Consider the following 15,509-nt stretch of genomic DNA (forward strand, 5'->3'; position numbering starts at 1 on the left):
TTAATGGACGATGCAACTAATTTCTTACGATTTGCTATCGGTATTGCTTGCCGAGTCACGGGTTTCCGCGAACGACTCGCACGCGTTCGCCAGTACGCGTCTCAGCAGGCTTTTGAGGAACCCCGTTTCCTCGGGCGAAAAGCCGGACAGCACTTTTTCGGTCACGCTGGTGAAGACGGCGGGCATGCGCGCGGCGATCGCATGGCCCTCCGCCGTCAGCGCGAGCCGCACGACGCGTCGGTCTTCGTCGCTGCGCACGCGCGTGAGCAGCCCGCGCTTTTCGAGGCGGTCGATCAGGCGTGTCACGGCGCTCGCGTCGATGCCGTATTCCCGCGCCAGTTCGGCGGCGAGCAGGCATTTGCCGCTCGCGACCATGAACAGCACGCTCGCTTGCTGGCTGGTAATGCCGAGTTCGGCCATCGTGCGCTGCGTCACGAGATTCGACATCGTGGATTTCACGCGGGAAATCAGATAGCCAACGCTTTCACCCAATTGGTATTCGCTGACTTCGGGCGATGGCGTGTTGGACGGTTCGGTCATGATTCTCGTGCGAATGCAATGGTTGACTATGCAGGATTGTAGTTGAGGGTTAATTGACGCGGCAAGCGTTATTACGGCTTAGGCAAGGATCTTTCTCGCATCGGAAGAAAATACTGATCCGCCGGCCTAGCGGGGCGAAGATCTGGTCGCCTGGTCGGTGCGGCGCGGGGCGCTATCAGGGAATACCAGAAATACGTCATCGGGCCGTGCTATACTTATTGGTTCCCAAAAGTGGTGCGCTTTGGGCTTGGCGAAGGTGGCTGGGCAGTTGGCGCACTCCACGGCATTTCATCCGTTTCCAGCGTCCCCAGGTTCCTATGTCCCGCGCTCTCCGCAACATCGCCATCATTGCTCACGTCGACCACGGCAAGACCACGCTCGTCGACCAGCTGCTCCGCCAGTCCGGCACTTTCCGCGAAAACCAGCAAGTCGCCGAACGTGTGATGGACTCGAACGACATCGAAAAAGAGCGCGGCATCACCATCCTCGCCAAGAACTGCGCCGTCGAGTACGAAGGCACGCACATCAACATTGTCGACACCCCGGGCCACGCCGACTTCGGCGGCGAAGTGGAGCGCGTGCTGTCGATGGTCGACTCCGTGCTGCTGCTCGTCGACGCCGTCGAAGGCCCGATGCCGCAAACCCGCTTCGTCACGAAGAAGGCGCTCGCGCTCGGCCTCAAGCCGATCGTCGTGATCAACAAGATCGACCGTCCGGGCGCGCGTATCGACTGGGTGATCAACCAGACGTTCGACCTGTTCGACAAGCTTGGCGCCACGGAAGAGCAGCTCGACTTCCCGGTCGTCTACGCGTCGGGCCTGAACGGCTACGCCGGTCTCGATCCGAGCGTGCGCGAAGGCGACATGCGCCCGCTGTTCGAAGCCATTCTTGAGCACGTGCCCGTGCGTCCGGCTGATCCGGACGGCCCGCTGCAGCTGCAGATCACGTCGCTCGACTATTCGACGTACGTTGGCCGTATCGGCGTGGGCCGCATCACGCGCGGCCGTATCAAGCCGGGTCAGCAGGTCGTGCTGCGCTTCGGTCCGGAAGGCGAAATCCTGAACCGCAAGATCAACCAGGTGCTGTCGTTCGAGGGTCTCGAGCGCGTGCAGGTCGCCGAAGCGGAAGCGGGCGACATCGTGCTGATCAACGGTATCGAAGAAGTCGGCATCGGCGCGACCATCTGCGCGCCGGAAGCGCCCGAGGCACTGCCGATGATCACCGTCGACGAGCCGACGCTGACGATGAACTTCCTCGTCAATTCGTCGCCGCTCGCGGGCAAGGAAGGCAAATTCGTCACGAGCCGCCAGATCCGCGACCGTCTGATGAAGGAACTGAACCACAACGTCGCGCTGCGCGTGAAAGATACGGGCGACGAAACCGTGTTCGAAGTGTCGGGCCGCGGCGAACTGCACCTGACCATTCTCGTCGAGAACATGCGCCGCGAAGGCTACGAGCTGGCCGTGTCGCGTCCGCGCGTGGTGCTGCATGAAGTCGACGGCGTGAAGCACGAGCCGTACGAACTGCTGACGGTCGACGTCGAAGACTCGCACCAGGGCGGCGTGATGGAAGAACTCGGCCGCCGCAAGGGCGAAATGCTCGACATGGCGTCGGACGGCCGCGGCCGCACGCGTCTTGAGTACCGCATCCCCGCGCGGGGCCTGATCGGCTTCCAGGGCGAATTCATGACGCTGACGCGCGGCACGGGCCTGATGAGCCACGTGTTCGACGAATACCTCCCCCTCAAGGAAGGCTCGCTCGGCGAGCGCCGCAACGGCGTGCTAATCTCGCAGGACGACGGCGCCGCTGTTGCCTACGCGCTGTGGAAGTTGCAGGATCGCGGCCGCATGTTCGTCAAGCCGGGCGACGCGCTGTACGAAGGCATGATCATCGGCATTCACAGCCGCGACAACGACCTCGTCGTGAACCCGATCAAGGGCAAGCAGCTGACCAACGTGCGCGCGTCGGGCACCGACGAAGCCGTGCGTCTCGTGCCGCCGATCCAGATGTCGCTGGAATACGCAGTCGAATTCATCGACGACGACGAACTCGTCGAAGTGACGCCGCAAAGCATTCGTCTGCGCAAGCGCCATCTGAAGGAACACGAGCGCCGTCGCGCGAGCCGCGAAGCCGCGGTCGATTAAGCGTTCGCAGATTCGCAACGCGCTCAGTGAAAAGCCGCCTTCGGGCGGCTTTTTTCATTTCGCTGCGCCTTTCGCTGCAGCCGGTCGGATATGCGTCTACAGTATTCTTGCGCTGTGCCGCAAACACTGTTGCGAAAGCATAAAACTTGCCGCAAAGCCCCGTACTACGGGGTTTGCAATAGGGAGCTGTCCTATGTCAACTATGGGTTATGTGATATGCTCCCGCGAATGCAAGTTTTAGGTCCTTCCAAGCAAGACTTGATTCGCGCAATCCGCTAAACGGTCAGGCCGTGTCGCGGAAGGTTCAGTAACCCGCTATTTCTCGAGAAGCTCGAAGAAAGGTGAGCGTAAAAATGATGAAGCAATTCCAGTCGAACTCGTATCTGTTCGGCGGCAACGCTCCGTACGTAGAAGAGTTGTACGAAGCATATCTCGACAATCCGGCGTCAGTGCCCGAGACCTGGCGCAACTATTTCGACGCTCTGCAGAACGTTCCTGCATCGGATGGCACCAGTGCCAACGACGTGGCCCACGGCCCGATCGTCGAATCCTTCGCCCAGCGCGCCAAGGCCAACGCCTTTCTGCCGCGCGCGGGTGCCGGCGGTGAAGACCTCACCACGGCGCGCAAGCAAGTCTATGTGCAGTCCCTGATCGGCGCGTATCGATTCCTCGGCTCGCAATGGGCCAACCTCGATCCGCTCAAGCGCCGCGAACGTCCCGCCATTCCCGAACTCGAGCCCGCGTTCTACGACTTCACCGAAGCCGACATGGACCAGGTGTTCAACACGAACAACCTGTACTTCGGTTTCGAGCAGGCTTCGCTGCGCGACATCGTCAAGGCGCTGCGCGACACGTACTGCGGCACGATTGGCGCTGAGTACATGTACCTGAGCGATCCTGAACAGAAGCGCTGGTGGAAAGAGAAGCTCGAGTCGATCCGCTCGACGCCGAACTTCTCGAACGACAAGAAGAAGCACATCCTGAACCGTCTGACGGCAGCCGAAGGCCTCGAGCGCTTCCTGCACACCAAGTACGTTGGTCAGAAGCGCTTCTCGCTGGAAGGCGGGGAAAGCTTTATCGCGTCGATGGACGAAGTCGTGCACCACGCAGGCAAGAGCGGCGTGCAGGAAATCGTCATCGGCATGGCTCACCGCGGCCGTCTGAACGTGCTGGTCAACACGCTGGGCAAGATGCCTGCTGACCTGTTCGCCGAATTCGAAGGCAAGCACGTCGACGATCTGCCCGCAGGCGACGTCAAGTATCACAAGGGCTTCTCGTCGGATATCGCGACGGAAGGCGGCCCCGTTCACCTGTCGCTCGCGTTCAACCCGTCGCACCTCGAAATCGTCAACCCGGTGGTCGAAGGTTCGGCGAAGGCGCGTATGGACCGTCGTGGCGACGAGCAGGGCCTGCAGGTGCTGCCCGTGCAGATCCACGGCGATGCCGCCTTCGCGGGCCAGGGCGTCGTGATGGAAACGCTGAACCTCGCGCAGACGCGCGGCTACGGCACGCACGGCACGCTGCACATCGTCATCAACAACCAGATCGGCTTTACTACGTCCGATCCGCGCGACGCACGTTCGACGCTGTACTGCTCGGACGTTGTCAAGATGATCGAAGCGCCCGTGCTGCACGTGAACGGCGACGATCCCGAAGCCGTCGTGCTGGCCACGCAAATGGCCATCGACTTCCGGATGCAGTTCCACAAGGATGTCGTGATCGACATCATCTGCTTCCGCAAGCTGGGTCACAACGAGCAGGACACGCCGGCTGTCACGCAGCCGCTGATGTACAAGACGATCGCGAAGCACCCGGGCACGCGCGCGCTGTACGCTGAAAAGCTCGTGCAGCAGGGCGTGATCACGGCGGAGCAGGGCGACGAATTCGTCAAGGCGTACCGCAAGGCGATGGACGAAGGCCACCACACGGTCGACCCGGTTCTGTCGAACTACAAGAGCAAGTACGCCGTCGACTGGGTTCCGTTCCTGAACCGCAAGTGGACGGACGCCGCCGACACGGCTGTGCCGCTCGCCGAACTCAAGCGTCTCGCCGAGCGTGTCACGACGATCCCCGAAGGCTTCAAGGTTCATCCGCTCGTCGAGCGCGTGATCAACGACCGCCGCGCGATGGGCCGTGGCGAAGCGCCGCTCGACTGGGGCATGGGCGAACACCTGGCATTCGCATCGCTGGTCGCCTCGGGCTACGCTGTGCGCCTGACCGGTCAGGACTCGGGCCGCGGCACGTTCACGCACCGTCACGCCGTGCTGCACGACCAGAACCGCGAACGCTGGAACGACGGCACGTACGTGCCGCTGCAGAACATCGCTGAAAACCAGGCGAAGTTCACGGTGATCGACTCGGTGCTGTCCGAAGAAGCCGTGCTCGGCTTCGAATACGGCTACTCGACGGCCGAGCCGAACACGTTCGTCGCGTGGGAAGCGCAGTTCGGCGACTTCGTCAACGGTGCGCAGGTCGTGATCGACCAGTTCATCTCGTCGGGCGAAGTGAAGTGGGGCCGCGTGTCGGGCCTGACGATGCTGCTGCCGCACGGCTACGAAGGCCAGGGTCCGGAGCACTCGTCGGCGCGTATCGAGCGCTTCCTGCAGCTGTGCGCAGACCACAACATGCAGGTCGTCCAGCCGACCACGCCGGCGCAGATTTTCCATCTGCTGCGCCGCCAGATGATCCGCCTGTTCCGCAAGCCGCTGATCGTCTTCACGCCGAAGTCGCTGCTGCGTCACAAGGAAGCCGTGTCGGATCTGTCGGAACTCGCGAAAGGCTCGTTCCAGCCGGTGATCGGCGAGGTGGACGACTCCATCGACGCGAAGAAGGTCAAGCGCGTGCTGGTCTGCTCGGGCCGTGTGTACTACGACCTCGTCGCGCATCGCCGCGAAGCGAAGGCGCAAGACGTCGCGATCGTGCGTATCGAACAGCTCTATCCGTTCGCGCACAAGCAGTTCGAAGCCGAACTGAAGAAGTACGACAACGCAACCGAAGTGGTGTGGGTGCAGGACGAGCCGCAGAATCAGGGCCCGTGGTTCTACATCGAACATCACCTGCGCGAAGGCATGAAGGAAGGACAGAAGCTCGCATACAGCGGCCGTCCCGCTTCGGCTTCGCCCGCTGTCGGCTACTACGCGAAGCACTACGAGCAGCAGAAGGCGCTGGTCGAAGGCGCGTTTGGCCGTCTGAAAGGCGCGTCCATCGTTAAATAACCACAGAGAGCGAACCGGGAAAGCGCTGAGCGCTTTCCCGCCCCGCGTCTGAACATCCCATGTAAGCGCGTCGCTACGCGCCATTATCGGACGCGGTTCGCACAAGGTTCGTTGTCATCCGATACGTATTCAGAGAAATCAAATGGCTATTGTAGAAGTCAAAGTCCCCCAGCTGTCCGAGTCGGTTTCGGAAGCGACGATGTTGCAGTGGAAGAAGAAGCCGGGCGAAGCCGTTGCCCAGGACGAAATCCTGATCGAAATCGAAACCGACAAGGTCGTGCTCGAAGTGCCGGCGCCGTCGGCTGGCGTGCTCGCGCAAGTCATCAAGAACGACGGCGACATCGTCACCGCCGACGAAGTGATCGCGAAGATCGACACGGAAGGCAAGCCGGGCGCAGCCGCCGTCGAAGCCGAAGTGAAGCCCGCGCCGCAAGCCGAACCGGCTGCTGCCGCCGCCGCGCCCGCTCAGGCGGCCGCTGTGGCAGGCGCAAGCACGGCGGCGTCGCCGGCGGCAACGAAGATCCTGGCCGAGAAGGGCGTGGCGGCTGGCGACGTCGCCGGCACGGCCGCGACGGCCGCATCACGAAGCAGGACGCCGTCGCTGCCGGCGCACCCGCTGCCAAGGCTGCACCGGCTCCCGCTGCTGCGCCGAAGGCTGCCAAGCCCGCGCTGCCGCAAGTCAGCGCACCGGCATCGGCTGATCAATGGCTGAAGGACCGTCCGGAACAGCGCGTGCCGATGTCGCGTCTGCGCGCACGTATCGCCGAGCGTCTGCTCGAGTCGCAGCAGACCAACGCCATCCTCACGACGTTCAACGAAGTGAACATGGCGCCCGTCATGGACCTGCGCAACAAGTACAAGGACAAGTTCGAGAAGGAACATGGCGTGAAGCTCGGCTTCATGTCGTTCTTCGTGAAGGCGGCTGTCCACGCGCTGAAGAAGTTCCCGCTGGTGAACGCGTCGATCGACGGTAACGACATCGTCTATCACGGCTACTTCGACATCGGTATCGCAGTCGGCTCGCCGCGCGGTCTGGTGGTGCCGATCCTGCGCAACGCCGACCAGATGAGCCTCGCGGACATCGAAAAGAAGATTGCTGAATTCGGCCAGAAGGCGAAGGACGGCAAGCTGTCGATCGAAGAAATGACGGGCGGTACGTTCTCGATCTCGAACGGCGGTGTGTTCGGCTCGATGCTGTCGACGCCGATCATCAACCCGCCGCAGTCGGCGATTCTCGGCGTGCACGCGACGAAGGAACGCGCCGTGGTCGAAAACGGCCAGATCGTGATCCGCCCGATGAACTATCTGGCGCTGTCGTACGACCACCGCATCATCGACGGCCGCGAAGCCGTGCTGTCGCTGGTCGCGATGAAGGACGCGCTGGAAGATCCGGCTCGTCTGCTGCTCGACCTGTAATACCGGATGCACGGGCGGCGGCTTGAAGTGACCGGCCGCCGTCCCGATATTCGCATCGGGTGTCTCTCGCATTTCCGCAGTACTGAAAGCCACGCGCGCCGCGAAGCGCGGCCGCGTCGGTTAGCCAAAAAGGATAGTCATGTCCAAAGAATTTGACGTCGTCGTGATCGGTGCCGGTCCCGGCGGCTACATCGCGGCCATTCGCGCTGCGCAACTCGGCAAGTCGGTTGCCTGTATCGAAAAGTGGAAGAACCCGGCCGGCGCGCTGAAGCTGGGCGGCACGTGCCTGAACGTCGGCTGCATTCCGTCGAAGGCGCTGCTCGCATCGTCGGAAGAGTTCGAGAACGCACAGCATCACCTCGCGGACCACGGCATCAGCGTGGAGAACGTGAAGGTCGACATCGCGAAGATGCTGGCCCGCAAGGAAGGCATCGTCGAGAAGATGACGAAGGGCATCGAGTTCCTGTTCCGCAAGAACAAGATCACGTGGCTCAAGGGCCACGGCAAGTTCACGGGCAAGACGGACGCCGGCGTGCAGATCGAAGTGTCGGGCGAAGGCGAGACGGAAGTGGTCACGGCGAAGAACGTGATCATCGCGACGGGCTCGAAGGCGCGGCATCTTCCGAACGTCCCCGTCGACAACAAGATCGTCGCCGATAACGAAGGCGCGCTGTCGTTCACCGAAGTGCCGAAGAAGCTCGCCGTGATCGGCGCGGGCGTGATCGGTCTGGAACTGGGCTCGGTGTGGCGCCGTCTGGGTGCCGACGTGACCGTGCTCGAAGCGCTGCCCGAGTTCCTCGGCGCCGCCGACCAGGCGCTCGCGAAAGAAGCCGCGAAGCAGTTCAAGAAGCAAGGCCTCGACATTCACGTCGGCGTGAAGGTCGGCGAAGTGAAGACGACCGACAACAGCGTGTCGATCTCCTACACGGACAAGGACGGCAACGCGCAGACGCTCGACGCCGACCGCCTGATCGTGTCGATCGGCCGTGTGCCGAACACGGACAACCTGGGCCTTGAAGCGATCGGCCTGAAGGCAAACGAGCGCGGCTTCATCGACGTCGACGACCACTGCGCGACCTCGGTACCGAACGTGTACGCGATCGGCGACGTGGTGCGTGGCCCGATGCTCGCGCACAAGGCCGAAGACGAAGGCGTGATGGTCGCGGAAGTGATCGACGGCCAGAAGCCGCATATCGATTACAACTGCGTGCCGTGGGTCATCTACACGGAACCGGAAATCGCGTGGGTCGGCAAGACGGAACAGCAGTTGAAGGCGGAAGGCCGCGAGGTCAAGACGGGCCAGTTCCCGTTCATGGCGAACGGCCGCGCGCTCGGCATCAACAAGGCGGATGGTTTCGTCAAGATGATCGCCGACGCGAAGACGGACGAACTGCTCGGCGTGCACATCATCTCGGCGAACGCGTCGGATCTGATCGCCGAAGCGGTTGTCGCGATGGAATTCAAGGCTGCGTCGGAAGACATCGGCCGAATCTGCCATCCGCACCCGTCGCTGTCCGAAGTGATGCGTGAAGCGGCGCTCGCCGTCGACAAGCGCGCGCTGAACATGTAAGACGCATCTGCCCGGAGTCTTAACCGGGCTTAAGCAAATCACGACGAAGGCGGGTGGGTTGACTCCCTCCCGCCTTCTTCATTGCTGCCTCACGAAATGAACGTCACCGAATACTACGAACGGGAACTGCAGACTCGGGGTTATCAATCCGATCCGGCGCAACGCGCGGCCGTCGATCGTCTGCAGCAATGCTATGAGGCGTGGAGCGCGTATAAGGCACGTCGCCCGAACGCGTTCATGAAACTGATCATGCACCCGGATCTTCCGAAGGGCGTCTATATGTGGGGCGGCGTCGGGCGCGGAAAGAGCTTCCTGATGGACAGCTTTTACGCCGTCGTGCCGCTCGTGCGTAAGACCCGTCTGCATTTTCACGAGTTCATGCGAGAAGTGCATCGCGAACTCGAAGAGCTCAAGGGCCAGGCCGATCCGCTCGACGAACTCGCGCGACGCATCGCGAAGCGCTACCGGTTGATCTGCTTCGACGAATTTCACGTGTCCGATATTGCGGACGCGATGATCCTGTACAGGCTACTGGATCGCCTGTTCACGAACGGCGTGCAGTTCGTGATGACGTCCAACTATGATCCCGATCTGCTCTATCCCGACGGCCTGCATCGCGACCGCCTGCTACCCGCGATCGAGCTGATCAAGAGCAAGCTCGACGTGATCAACGTCGATGCGGGTGTCGATTACCGGCGGCGCACGCTGTCGCAGGTCGAGGTGTATCACACGCCGCTCGGCGCAGCCTCCGACAAGGCGCTGCGCGACGCGTTCGCGCAGCTCGCCGCGGTGCCCGACGAAAGCCCGCTACTGCACATCGAAAAGCGCGAACTGAAGGCGCTGCGCCGGGCGGACGGCGTCGTCTGGTTCGATTTCGCGACGCTGTGCGGCGGCCCGCGCTCGCAGAACGACTATCTCGAACTGGCGAGCCGCTTTCACGCGGTGATCCTGTCCGGCATTCCGCAGATGACGCCGCGCATGCAATCGGAAGCGCGCCGCTTCACGTGGCTGATCGACGTGTTCTACGACCACAAGGTCAAGCTGCTGATGTCGGCGGCCGTGCCGCCGGAGGAACTCTACGTCGAAGGGCCGATGGCTAACGAGTTCACGCGCACGGTGTCGCGCATCGTCGAGATGCAGTCGCAGGAATATCTGAATGCGCCGCGGCGGATCGTAGATACATCGCTGACGTGATCGGATTCGTCGGTACGCCGATCGGTTTGGGATAACGCAATACCCGCTGAAGCTTGCCGTAGCGGCAGGCGCTGCATTTTCAAGATTCGGATTGGTCTGATATTCGGCAGAGGGGCGACTCTATATCGTCGGTTGAGTCTTTGACGAAGGAGAAGACATGACCCCTTACCGTGATATTACCGATGAAGAATGGCAGCGCGTCGCGCCTATGCTGCCGGAACTGCGTCCGCGTGCCGAACTGCGCGGCCGGCCGTTGGCGAATACCCGCTCCGTGCTCAACGGCGTGCTTTGGGTGATCTACAGCGGCGCGACCTGGTCCGCGATGCCGCGCAAATACCCGTCGTATCAAACCTGCCACCGCCGCTTCAAGGCGTGGCATCAGGCAGGTGTGCTGAAGCGCGTAATGGATCAGCTGTTCGGCGCAGCCGGCGACGAACTGTGCAGCACGATGGAAGCCCGTATGCGCACCCATGCGCCGGGCGCCGCGCCGCGTGTGCACGGCGCCTCGCGTCCCTCCGTGCCCGCCACGCCGCTGTTCCCGCCGACAGCCGGCATACCTGCCGCGCCGCTGATGTTTGACTACACAAGTCCTTTCAAGAACGCGGCATGACGGATCGAACGAATTGAGCGCACGCATTAGCAATAAGAAGCCGGCATGGCGAAACTGATCGCCGGGCCGGCTTTTTACATTGCGCTGCGCCGTTCGATGCAACGCGGCGCATCTTCAATCTCAATTCTGGCGAATCCATGTCTGGGAGCGCCCGAGCAGCGACACGCCGATATATCCGCGCACCACCAGCTTCTGTCCGCCGTCTTCCACGTGCATCTTGCATTTGTACAGCTTGCCGTTTTCCGGGTCGAGAATCTGCCCGCCATCCCAGCCGTCGCCGTCCTTTCTCATCGCGTTGATGATCGTCATGCCGAGAATCGGCTGATCCTTGCGCGCGTCAGTGCAGGCGGTGCAGCGGCGATCGAGCTGATCGTTCGGACCAAGCCCCTTGATGACCTTGCCGCTCAGCGTGCCGTCGGCATCCTGCGAAATCTGTACGAGCGCCTTGGGTTGACCCGTGTGATCGTCGATGGTTTGCCACGTGCCGACGGGAGTGTCTGTCTGCGCGAATGCCGTCGCGGCGGCGGCCAGTAGCGCGCCTGCCAGCATCGCCTGTTTCAACGTTTTCCCGAGCACGCTGCGCGTGCGAAGGTTGATTGAAGTCATTGTCGTCCTCCTTGATTGAAGAGTCGTCGCGATCGGGTCGCGCGGCGCCGTGTGAATGCCGATGCAAGGCGGCGCCATGCCTGTTTTCTGCTGTATGGGAGACGGCAGAATACGTGAATGTGTCGGCATCGTTTGATAGTGGGGCCTCTAATCGGAGGTTTAGCCCTGAAGCCTCTCCCCATGTACGGCGTGAAGCGCGACGCCTGTCTCACGCAGACGAAGTGGGCACCCTGATCGGAAGGGCGGCGACGAGTGCATGCATCGGCACGTCGCTGCTGACCGAAGGGCGCGGCGCGATATCGGGAGGTCAAACGCGAGGTGTTGCGGGAAAAGACACGCCCACTACCAAATTTTTGATGAAGAGCCCGCAACTCTTCAAAGTGAGTAATAATTAGACGGTTTTGCAAAACTAAAACACGACGAGCAGAAATTACATGGACCACAAATCAAAAGTTCGGCACATCGCGCTGTCGGCATTGATCGTTTTCGGGGGCGTTCACGGGGTCTACGCGCAGAGTTCTGCCGGCAACGGCGCGAATCCTGATAGCGGCATGGTGGTCGCTGACGCGTCGACATCGGCGGCTCCCGCCGGTGCTGCGGGTCAAACGATTGCGCTGACGCCGGACGAGGCCAAGCAGTCGGTGACGGGCAATGTCGCGGAACTGCAACAGATGATTCACAGCAGCGATCTCACCGAACTGCGCACGACCTACAACGGCAGCTACGGGGCAAGCCTGTTGTTCCACGGCAAGGACATGACGTACTACGTGGCGCTTTTCCAGCAAAAGAACTTCTGGCGCGTCATCAAGACGCAGGACGAAGCGCGCAGCGAGCAGATCTATCGCGACTTCGCGCGGCAGACGGCGCAGCTCGCCGAGGTCGAGATTCGCCGCACGAAGCTCGAAGCGCAAAAGGTGAACACGGATCGGCTCGTTGCGCTGTCGCAGGAGCGCGCGAACCGTCTGCAGGCCGATCTGAACATCGCGCACGAGCAGCAAACGATCGTCAACAGCCAGCAGCAGCAGACCCGTGCCGAAACTGCCGTGCTCGCGCAGCAGAAGGCGCAGGCACAGGAGCAGTTGCGCGCGACGCAGCGTCAGGTGCGCGATCTGCAGCGTCAGCTCGAGAGCGGTTTGCCCGTGCACTGATGCTTTGCCGGCCGCCGGCCGCCGGCCGCCGGCCGTCGGCGCACCGACGGCCTCGCGGCCCGGCTCGTTCTCGCTGGTTCTCATCCGGCGTTTGCAATGCGGCAGGCCGCGATGCATGCATTGTCTGAACCGAGGGCGGCGTCAGCACGCGCGTCAACGCAACAGCGTGTCGCATTGCCGGCGCCATAGGTCGCGGCGTGACTCGCGCACATAAGCTCGTGCGCTTACGTGCGTTTCGCCCGGCAGTGAGCCGCGCGCCGACATTTACTGCATTTAAGCGCCGACCGCCATTCGCGTGCGCCCACTGCGAGCTGCGCGCAGCCGATGACGCCCGGCTTGTCCGCGCTTCCCCACATCCAATGCGTGCGTCGCCCGCGCTCTTCAACGCGACTTCTTCTGCTTGCCTTGATCACTGCGTTCGTCGCTTTCGTCGTCCTGGTCAGGATCGACGGCGATGGGATCACTGGCGGGGAAAGTTTCGTCGAGCGCCTCGTCCAGCCGGTCCTCGCTGGATGGTTGCTGGGGCGCCTTCGGGGTGTTCGGTTTCGATGTGGACATACGTGCTCCGCGAGAAGAATCAACGGGATCGAGAAGTCAGCATAGCGCAATCGCGCGAATGCGGCCTGTGGTGCAATGGCATAGGACAAACGCACTTTCTTGCGGCCTGCGTATTGCGTCCGCAACACAATAAAACTCGCCTTGAAGATCGCGAAAGCATGTTGTAGGTTCGATGAAGGCACCGACGGAATATTTCGCGGCAATGGTTCGTTATAACGGTGTCACACGACGACGGCGCGCACAGCAGCGCCGACGCGGCCGGCTTACGAGGGCAACCATGCAACCGAACGGATATGGTGACGGGCGGCGCTTGAACGCGTCCTATGTTGTCGAATCGGAACTGGAGCATCTGGAGCGCGCGATGCGTCAGCCGATGATGCGTCGATTAAACGCTGGCTATTGGCGGCGCAGGGTGCTGGAAGTGCAGTGCGGATATGAGCTGACGGAGCAGCAGGGCGTGCGGATCGAGAGGATGCTGCAGCAGTTGGCCAATTGCCCGGGCTAGCCAGCCGCCTGTGTGACGGGCGCGCCTTGCGTGAAGGCGCGCCCTTTGGGAACGCTTATTCCCTGCCTATTCGTTGTTCCCGCCGTTGTTCCCGCCGTTGTTGCCCTGGTCGTTGCCGCTGCCCGCGCCGTACAGGCGTCGGCGCCGCGTAACGACGACAGGTGCGTCCGACGACGACGAACGGTCCGACGACGAACGCTCCGACGGCGTGTGCGGCGCACCGTACGAATCGCGCGATTCGCGTGGCTCGCGATGTTCGCGCGCGCCATGGGGACCGCGGCCGGCGTGATCGCCATGTGCCCCCCGGCCGCCCGCGCGCGGCGCGGGACGCGAGCCCGTGTCGAGCTGGATCGTCGAGATGGCGCGCTTGTAGATGCCTTGCAGCCCAACGGGCGTGCGCAGCATCACCAGATACTGGTCGAACGACTCGATGCAACCCGTCAGGCGGATGCCGTTGACAAGGTAAATCTCAACGCGCTTCCGTTCTTTGCGCGCGGCGTTCATAAAGTCGTTTTGCGGATGCGATTCTGCGGAAGGCATGGACAATTGAGTAGGTAGAAACGGTTGTTCGACGGATTTTACCCGTAGTCGCCATGTGCGGACATGACGGGGCCCAAACGCCGGACGTATTGATGCCCACTATAACCACTTGTGGACGCGGAAGCATCCTTTAAAACCGAACTGTAACGTCGAGTTACGAAATCGTGCACCGCTATGCGGGGTGGCCCACGTTCAATACAGGCGGGCGGCCACTCGACGAACAAAAAAGCGGAATAAAACGCCCGCTGCCAGCGTTTATCGGTAAGGCATCGCATGCAATGCCGCGAAGCCGTGAGGCAGTACGACAGCATGGGTCGCAGATGGCGTGCGCCCACGCCTCGTAGATAGTTTTCTTGTGATGAGTTCGCAATCGGTCACCGGCGTCGTCTCGGTTCGCAAGCGAGCGCGTTTTGCCGGTTCAACGCAGGATCGCGCGCAAGCCGCGCTGTCCGTGCAGGAGGTTCTACATGAAGGTGTCCAGACTGGTATCGGCTGTTTTCGTGGTGCTTGCCTTGGGAGTGGCGTCGCTCTCGCTGACGGCGTGTCAGTCCACCATGGGCGACTCGGGTTCGTCGGGCGCGAGCAGCGGCGGCACGAGCGGCAGCAGCGGCGGCTATTGATGGCAGCTGCTGTCGCATGACGGCTTGCGCCGGGTGAACTTCGAAGCAGAAGTGATTTCGTGGCTCCCGCAGTTGCGCCGCTACGCGCGCGCACTGACGGGCGACGCGGCTTGGGCGGACGACCTGGTTCAGGATACGGCCGAGCGTGCGCTCGCGCGCTGGAAGGGCTTTCGACCCGACAGCAATTTGCGCGCGTGGCTGCTGACGATTCTGCGGCACCTTTATATCGATCAGTTGCGCGTGCGGCGCGAGATCGCCGTCGACGACGAGAGCGCGCCGTGGCGCAATCTCGAAGCGCCGCGCGGCGAAGTCGACGGTCTGGTGTTGCGCGATGTGCAGCGCGCGCTTTATTGTCTGCCCGTCGAGCAGCGCGAGGTGATGCTGCTCGTTTGCGTGGAGGAACTGAGCTATCAGGAGGCGTCGATGGCGCTCGGTGTGCCCATCGGGACGGTGATGTCGCGGCTGTCGCGCGCGCGCGAACATATGCGCTCGCTGTTGACGGAGGGGCCGGTGCACAAGTCGCCGTCGCTGAAAGTGGTGAAGGGGAGATGAGGGGCCGACGAGAGCGGCAAGTGAGCCGCAGCAGGTGAAAAGCGCACAATGAACAACGACGACCACCCTACCGATTACGCGAACGCGCCCGATCTGCGCGCGCTGTCGGCGTTCGTCGACAACGAGCTGCCCGAGAGCGAGCGTGCGGCCGTTCGCGAGCATCTCGCGCGCGACCCGGACGCTGCCGCGCAGGTCGCATCGTGGCGCGCGCAGAAGGCTGCGCTGCAGGCGCTCGCAGGCGACGCGCCCGGCAGCGAGGCGCCGCCATTCATCGTGCTGCGCCCGCGCGTG

At 62.4% G+C, this 15,509-nt stretch carries 14 protein-coding genes and 1 pseudogene; 11 read left to right on the plus strand and 4 right to left on the minus strand.

Annotation, left to right across the window (positions count from 1 at the left end; genetic code table 11):
• Nucleotides 1–24 precede the first annotated feature (24 nt).
• The gene (locus tag H3V53_RS35670) at nt 25–540 is read right to left on the minus strand and encodes a MarR family winged helix-turn-helix transcriptional regulator (RefSeq protein ID WP_336601842.1); all 516 of its coding nucleotides are present in this window, start codon (nt 538–540) and stop codon (nt 25–27) included.
• Between the two features lie 317 nt (nt 541–857).
• Between H3V53_RS35670 and typA the strand changes: the two genes are divergently transcribed.
• The 6 genes and pseudogenes from typA (at nt 858) to H3V53_RS35700 (ending at nt 10,689) form a co-directional block, all read left to right on the plus strand.
• Nucleotides 858–2,684, plus strand: coding sequence for a translational GTPase TypA (typA, locus tag H3V53_RS35675; RefSeq protein WP_336601843.1), 1,827 nt, complete (start codon nt 858–860; stop codon nt 2,682–2,684).
• Nucleotides 2,685–3,037: 353 nt separating this feature from the next.
• On the plus strand, nt 3,038–5,899 hold the full coding sequence (locus H3V53_RS35680) for a 2-oxoglutarate dehydrogenase E1 component (RefSeq protein ID WP_336601844.1): 2,862 nt from the start codon (nt 3,038–3,040) through the stop codon (nt 5,897–5,899).
• 142 nt (nt 5,900–6,041) lie between these two features.
• Nucleotides 6,042–7,315 (plus strand): annotated as a pseudogene (odhB, locus tag H3V53_RS35685) (2-oxoglutarate dehydrogenase complex dihydrolipoyllysine-residue succinyltransferase).
• A gap of 139 nt (nt 7,316–7,454) precedes the next feature.
• Nucleotides 7,455–8,885 carry a dihydrolipoyl dehydrogenase gene (lpdA, locus tag H3V53_RS35690; RefSeq protein WP_336601845.1) on the plus strand — a complete coding sequence of 477 codons (1,431 nt, stop codon included), beginning with the start codon at nt 7,455–7,457 and terminating at the stop codon, nt 8,883–8,885.
• Nucleotides 8,886–8,981: 96 nt separating this feature from the next.
• Complete coding sequence (gene zapE / locus H3V53_RS35695) at nt 8,982–10,079, plus strand: cell division protein ZapE (RefSeq protein ID WP_336601846.1); 1,098 nt, start codon at nt 8,982–8,984, stop codon at nt 10,077–10,079.
• A gap of 157 nt (nt 10,080–10,236) precedes the next feature.
• The gene (locus H3V53_RS35700) at nt 10,237–10,689 is read left to right on the plus strand and encodes a transposase (RefSeq protein ID WP_336601847.1); all 453 of its coding nucleotides are present in this window, start codon (nt 10,237–10,239) and stop codon (nt 10,687–10,689) included.
• A gap of 120 nt (nt 10,690–10,809) precedes the next feature.
• On the opposite strand, the gene H3V53_RS35705 is transcribed toward H3V53_RS35700, so the two are convergent.
• Nucleotides 10,810–11,295 carry a DUF2147 domain-containing protein gene (locus tag H3V53_RS35705; RefSeq protein WP_336601848.1) on the minus strand — a complete coding sequence of 162 codons (486 nt, stop codon included), beginning with the start codon at nt 11,293–11,295 and terminating at the stop codon, nt 10,810–10,812.
• Between the two features lie 434 nt (nt 11,296–11,729).
• Between H3V53_RS35705 and H3V53_RS35710 the strand changes: the two genes are divergently transcribed.
• Nucleotides 11,730–12,443, plus strand: coding sequence for a DUF2968 domain-containing protein (locus tag H3V53_RS35710; protein ID WP_336601849.1), 714 nt, complete (start codon nt 11,730–11,732; stop codon nt 12,441–12,443).
• A 381-nt stretch (nt 12,444–12,824) separates the two neighbouring features.
• Here the strand turns inward: H3V53_RS35710 and H3V53_RS35715 are convergent, their stop codons facing one another.
• The gene (locus H3V53_RS35715) at nt 12,825–13,001 is read right to left on the minus strand and encodes a hypothetical protein (protein WP_336601850.1); all 177 of its coding nucleotides are present in this window, start codon (nt 12,999–13,001) and stop codon (nt 12,825–12,827) included.
• Nucleotides 13,002–13,278: 277 nt separating this feature from the next.
• Here H3V53_RS35715 and H3V53_RS35720 point away from each other — a divergent pair, with 277 nt between their 5' ends.
• Nucleotides 13,279–13,506, plus strand: coding sequence for a hypothetical protein (locus H3V53_RS35720; RefSeq protein ID WP_336601851.1), 228 nt, complete (start codon nt 13,279–13,281; stop codon nt 13,504–13,506).
• A gap of 66 nt (nt 13,507–13,572) precedes the next feature.
• Here H3V53_RS35720 and hfq read toward each other — a convergent pair whose 3' ends face one another.
• Nucleotides 13,573–14,046 carry an RNA chaperone Hfq gene (gene hfq / locus H3V53_RS35725; protein WP_336601852.1) on the minus strand — a complete coding sequence of 158 codons (474 nt, stop codon included), beginning with the start codon at nt 14,044–14,046 and terminating at the stop codon, nt 13,573–13,575.
• Between the two features lie 467 nt (nt 14,047–14,513).
• Between hfq and H3V53_RS35730 the strand changes: the two genes are divergently transcribed.
• From H3V53_RS35730 to H3V53_RS35740, 3 genes are all read left to right on the plus strand, one after another.
• The gene (locus H3V53_RS35730) at nt 14,514–14,666 is read left to right on the plus strand and encodes a hypothetical protein (RefSeq protein ID WP_336601853.1); all 153 of its coding nucleotides are present in this window, start codon (nt 14,514–14,516) and stop codon (nt 14,664–14,666) included.
• A 33-nt stretch (nt 14,667–14,699) separates the two neighbouring features.
• Nucleotides 14,700–15,218, plus strand: coding sequence for a sigma-70 family RNA polymerase sigma factor (locus tag H3V53_RS35735; protein ID WP_054926976.1), 519 nt, complete (start codon nt 14,700–14,702; stop codon nt 15,216–15,218).
• Nucleotides 15,219–15,266: 48 nt separating this feature from the next.
• Nucleotides 15,267–15,509, plus strand: a 243-nt coding sequence (locus tag H3V53_RS35740; protein ID WP_336601854.1) for an anti-sigma factor family protein, incomplete at its 3' end; no start/stop codon positions are given.

It is taken from the genome of Paraburkholderia bengalensis, assembly GCF_037126505.1.
In the GTDB taxonomy this organism is placed as follows: domain Bacteria; phylum Pseudomonadota; class Gammaproteobacteria; order Burkholderiales; family Burkholderiaceae; genus Paraburkholderia; species Paraburkholderia bengalensis.

Bases quoted from the DNA above. Each gene is read 5' to 3' on its own strand.
- H3V53_RS35670 (WP_336601842.1), bottom strand. From the start codon at position 540: ATGACCGAACCGTCCAACACGCCATCGCCCGAAGTCAGCGAATACCAA.
- typA (WP_336601843.1), top strand. From the start codon at position 858: ATGTCCCGCGCTCTCCGCAACATCGCCATCATTGCTCACGTCGACCAC.
- H3V53_RS35680 (WP_336601844.1), top strand. From the start codon at position 3,038: ATGATGAAGCAATTCCAGTCGAACTCGTATCTGTTCGGCGGCAACGCT.
- lpdA (WP_336601845.1), top strand. From the start codon at position 7,455: ATGTCCAAAGAATTTGACGTCGTCGTGATCGGTGCCGGTCCCGGCGGC.
- zapE (WP_336601846.1), top strand. From the start codon at position 8,982: ATGAACGTCACCGAATACTACGAACGGGAACTGCAGACTCGGGGTTAT.
- H3V53_RS35700 (WP_336601847.1), top strand. From the start codon at position 10,237: ATGACCCCTTACCGTGATATTACCGATGAAGAATGGCAGCGCGTCGCG.
- H3V53_RS35705 (WP_336601848.1), bottom strand. From the start codon at position 11,295: ATGACTTCAATCAACCTTCGCACGCGCAGCGTGCTCGGGAAAACGTTG.
- H3V53_RS35710 (WP_336601849.1), top strand. From the start codon at position 11,730: ATGGACCACAAATCAAAAGTTCGGCACATCGCGCTGTCGGCATTGATC.
- H3V53_RS35715 (WP_336601850.1), bottom strand. From the start codon at position 13,001: ATGTCCACATCGAAACCGAACACCCCGAAGGCGCCCCAGCAACCATCC.
- H3V53_RS35720 (WP_336601851.1), top strand. From the start codon at position 13,279: ATGCAACCGAACGGATATGGTGACGGGCGGCGCTTGAACGCGTCCTAT.
- hfq (WP_336601852.1), bottom strand. From the start codon at position 14,046: ATGCCTTCCGCAGAATCGCATCCGCAAAACGACTTTATGAACGCCGCG.
- H3V53_RS35730 (WP_336601853.1), top strand. From the start codon at position 14,514: ATGAAGGTGTCCAGACTGGTATCGGCTGTTTTCGTGGTGCTTGCCTTG.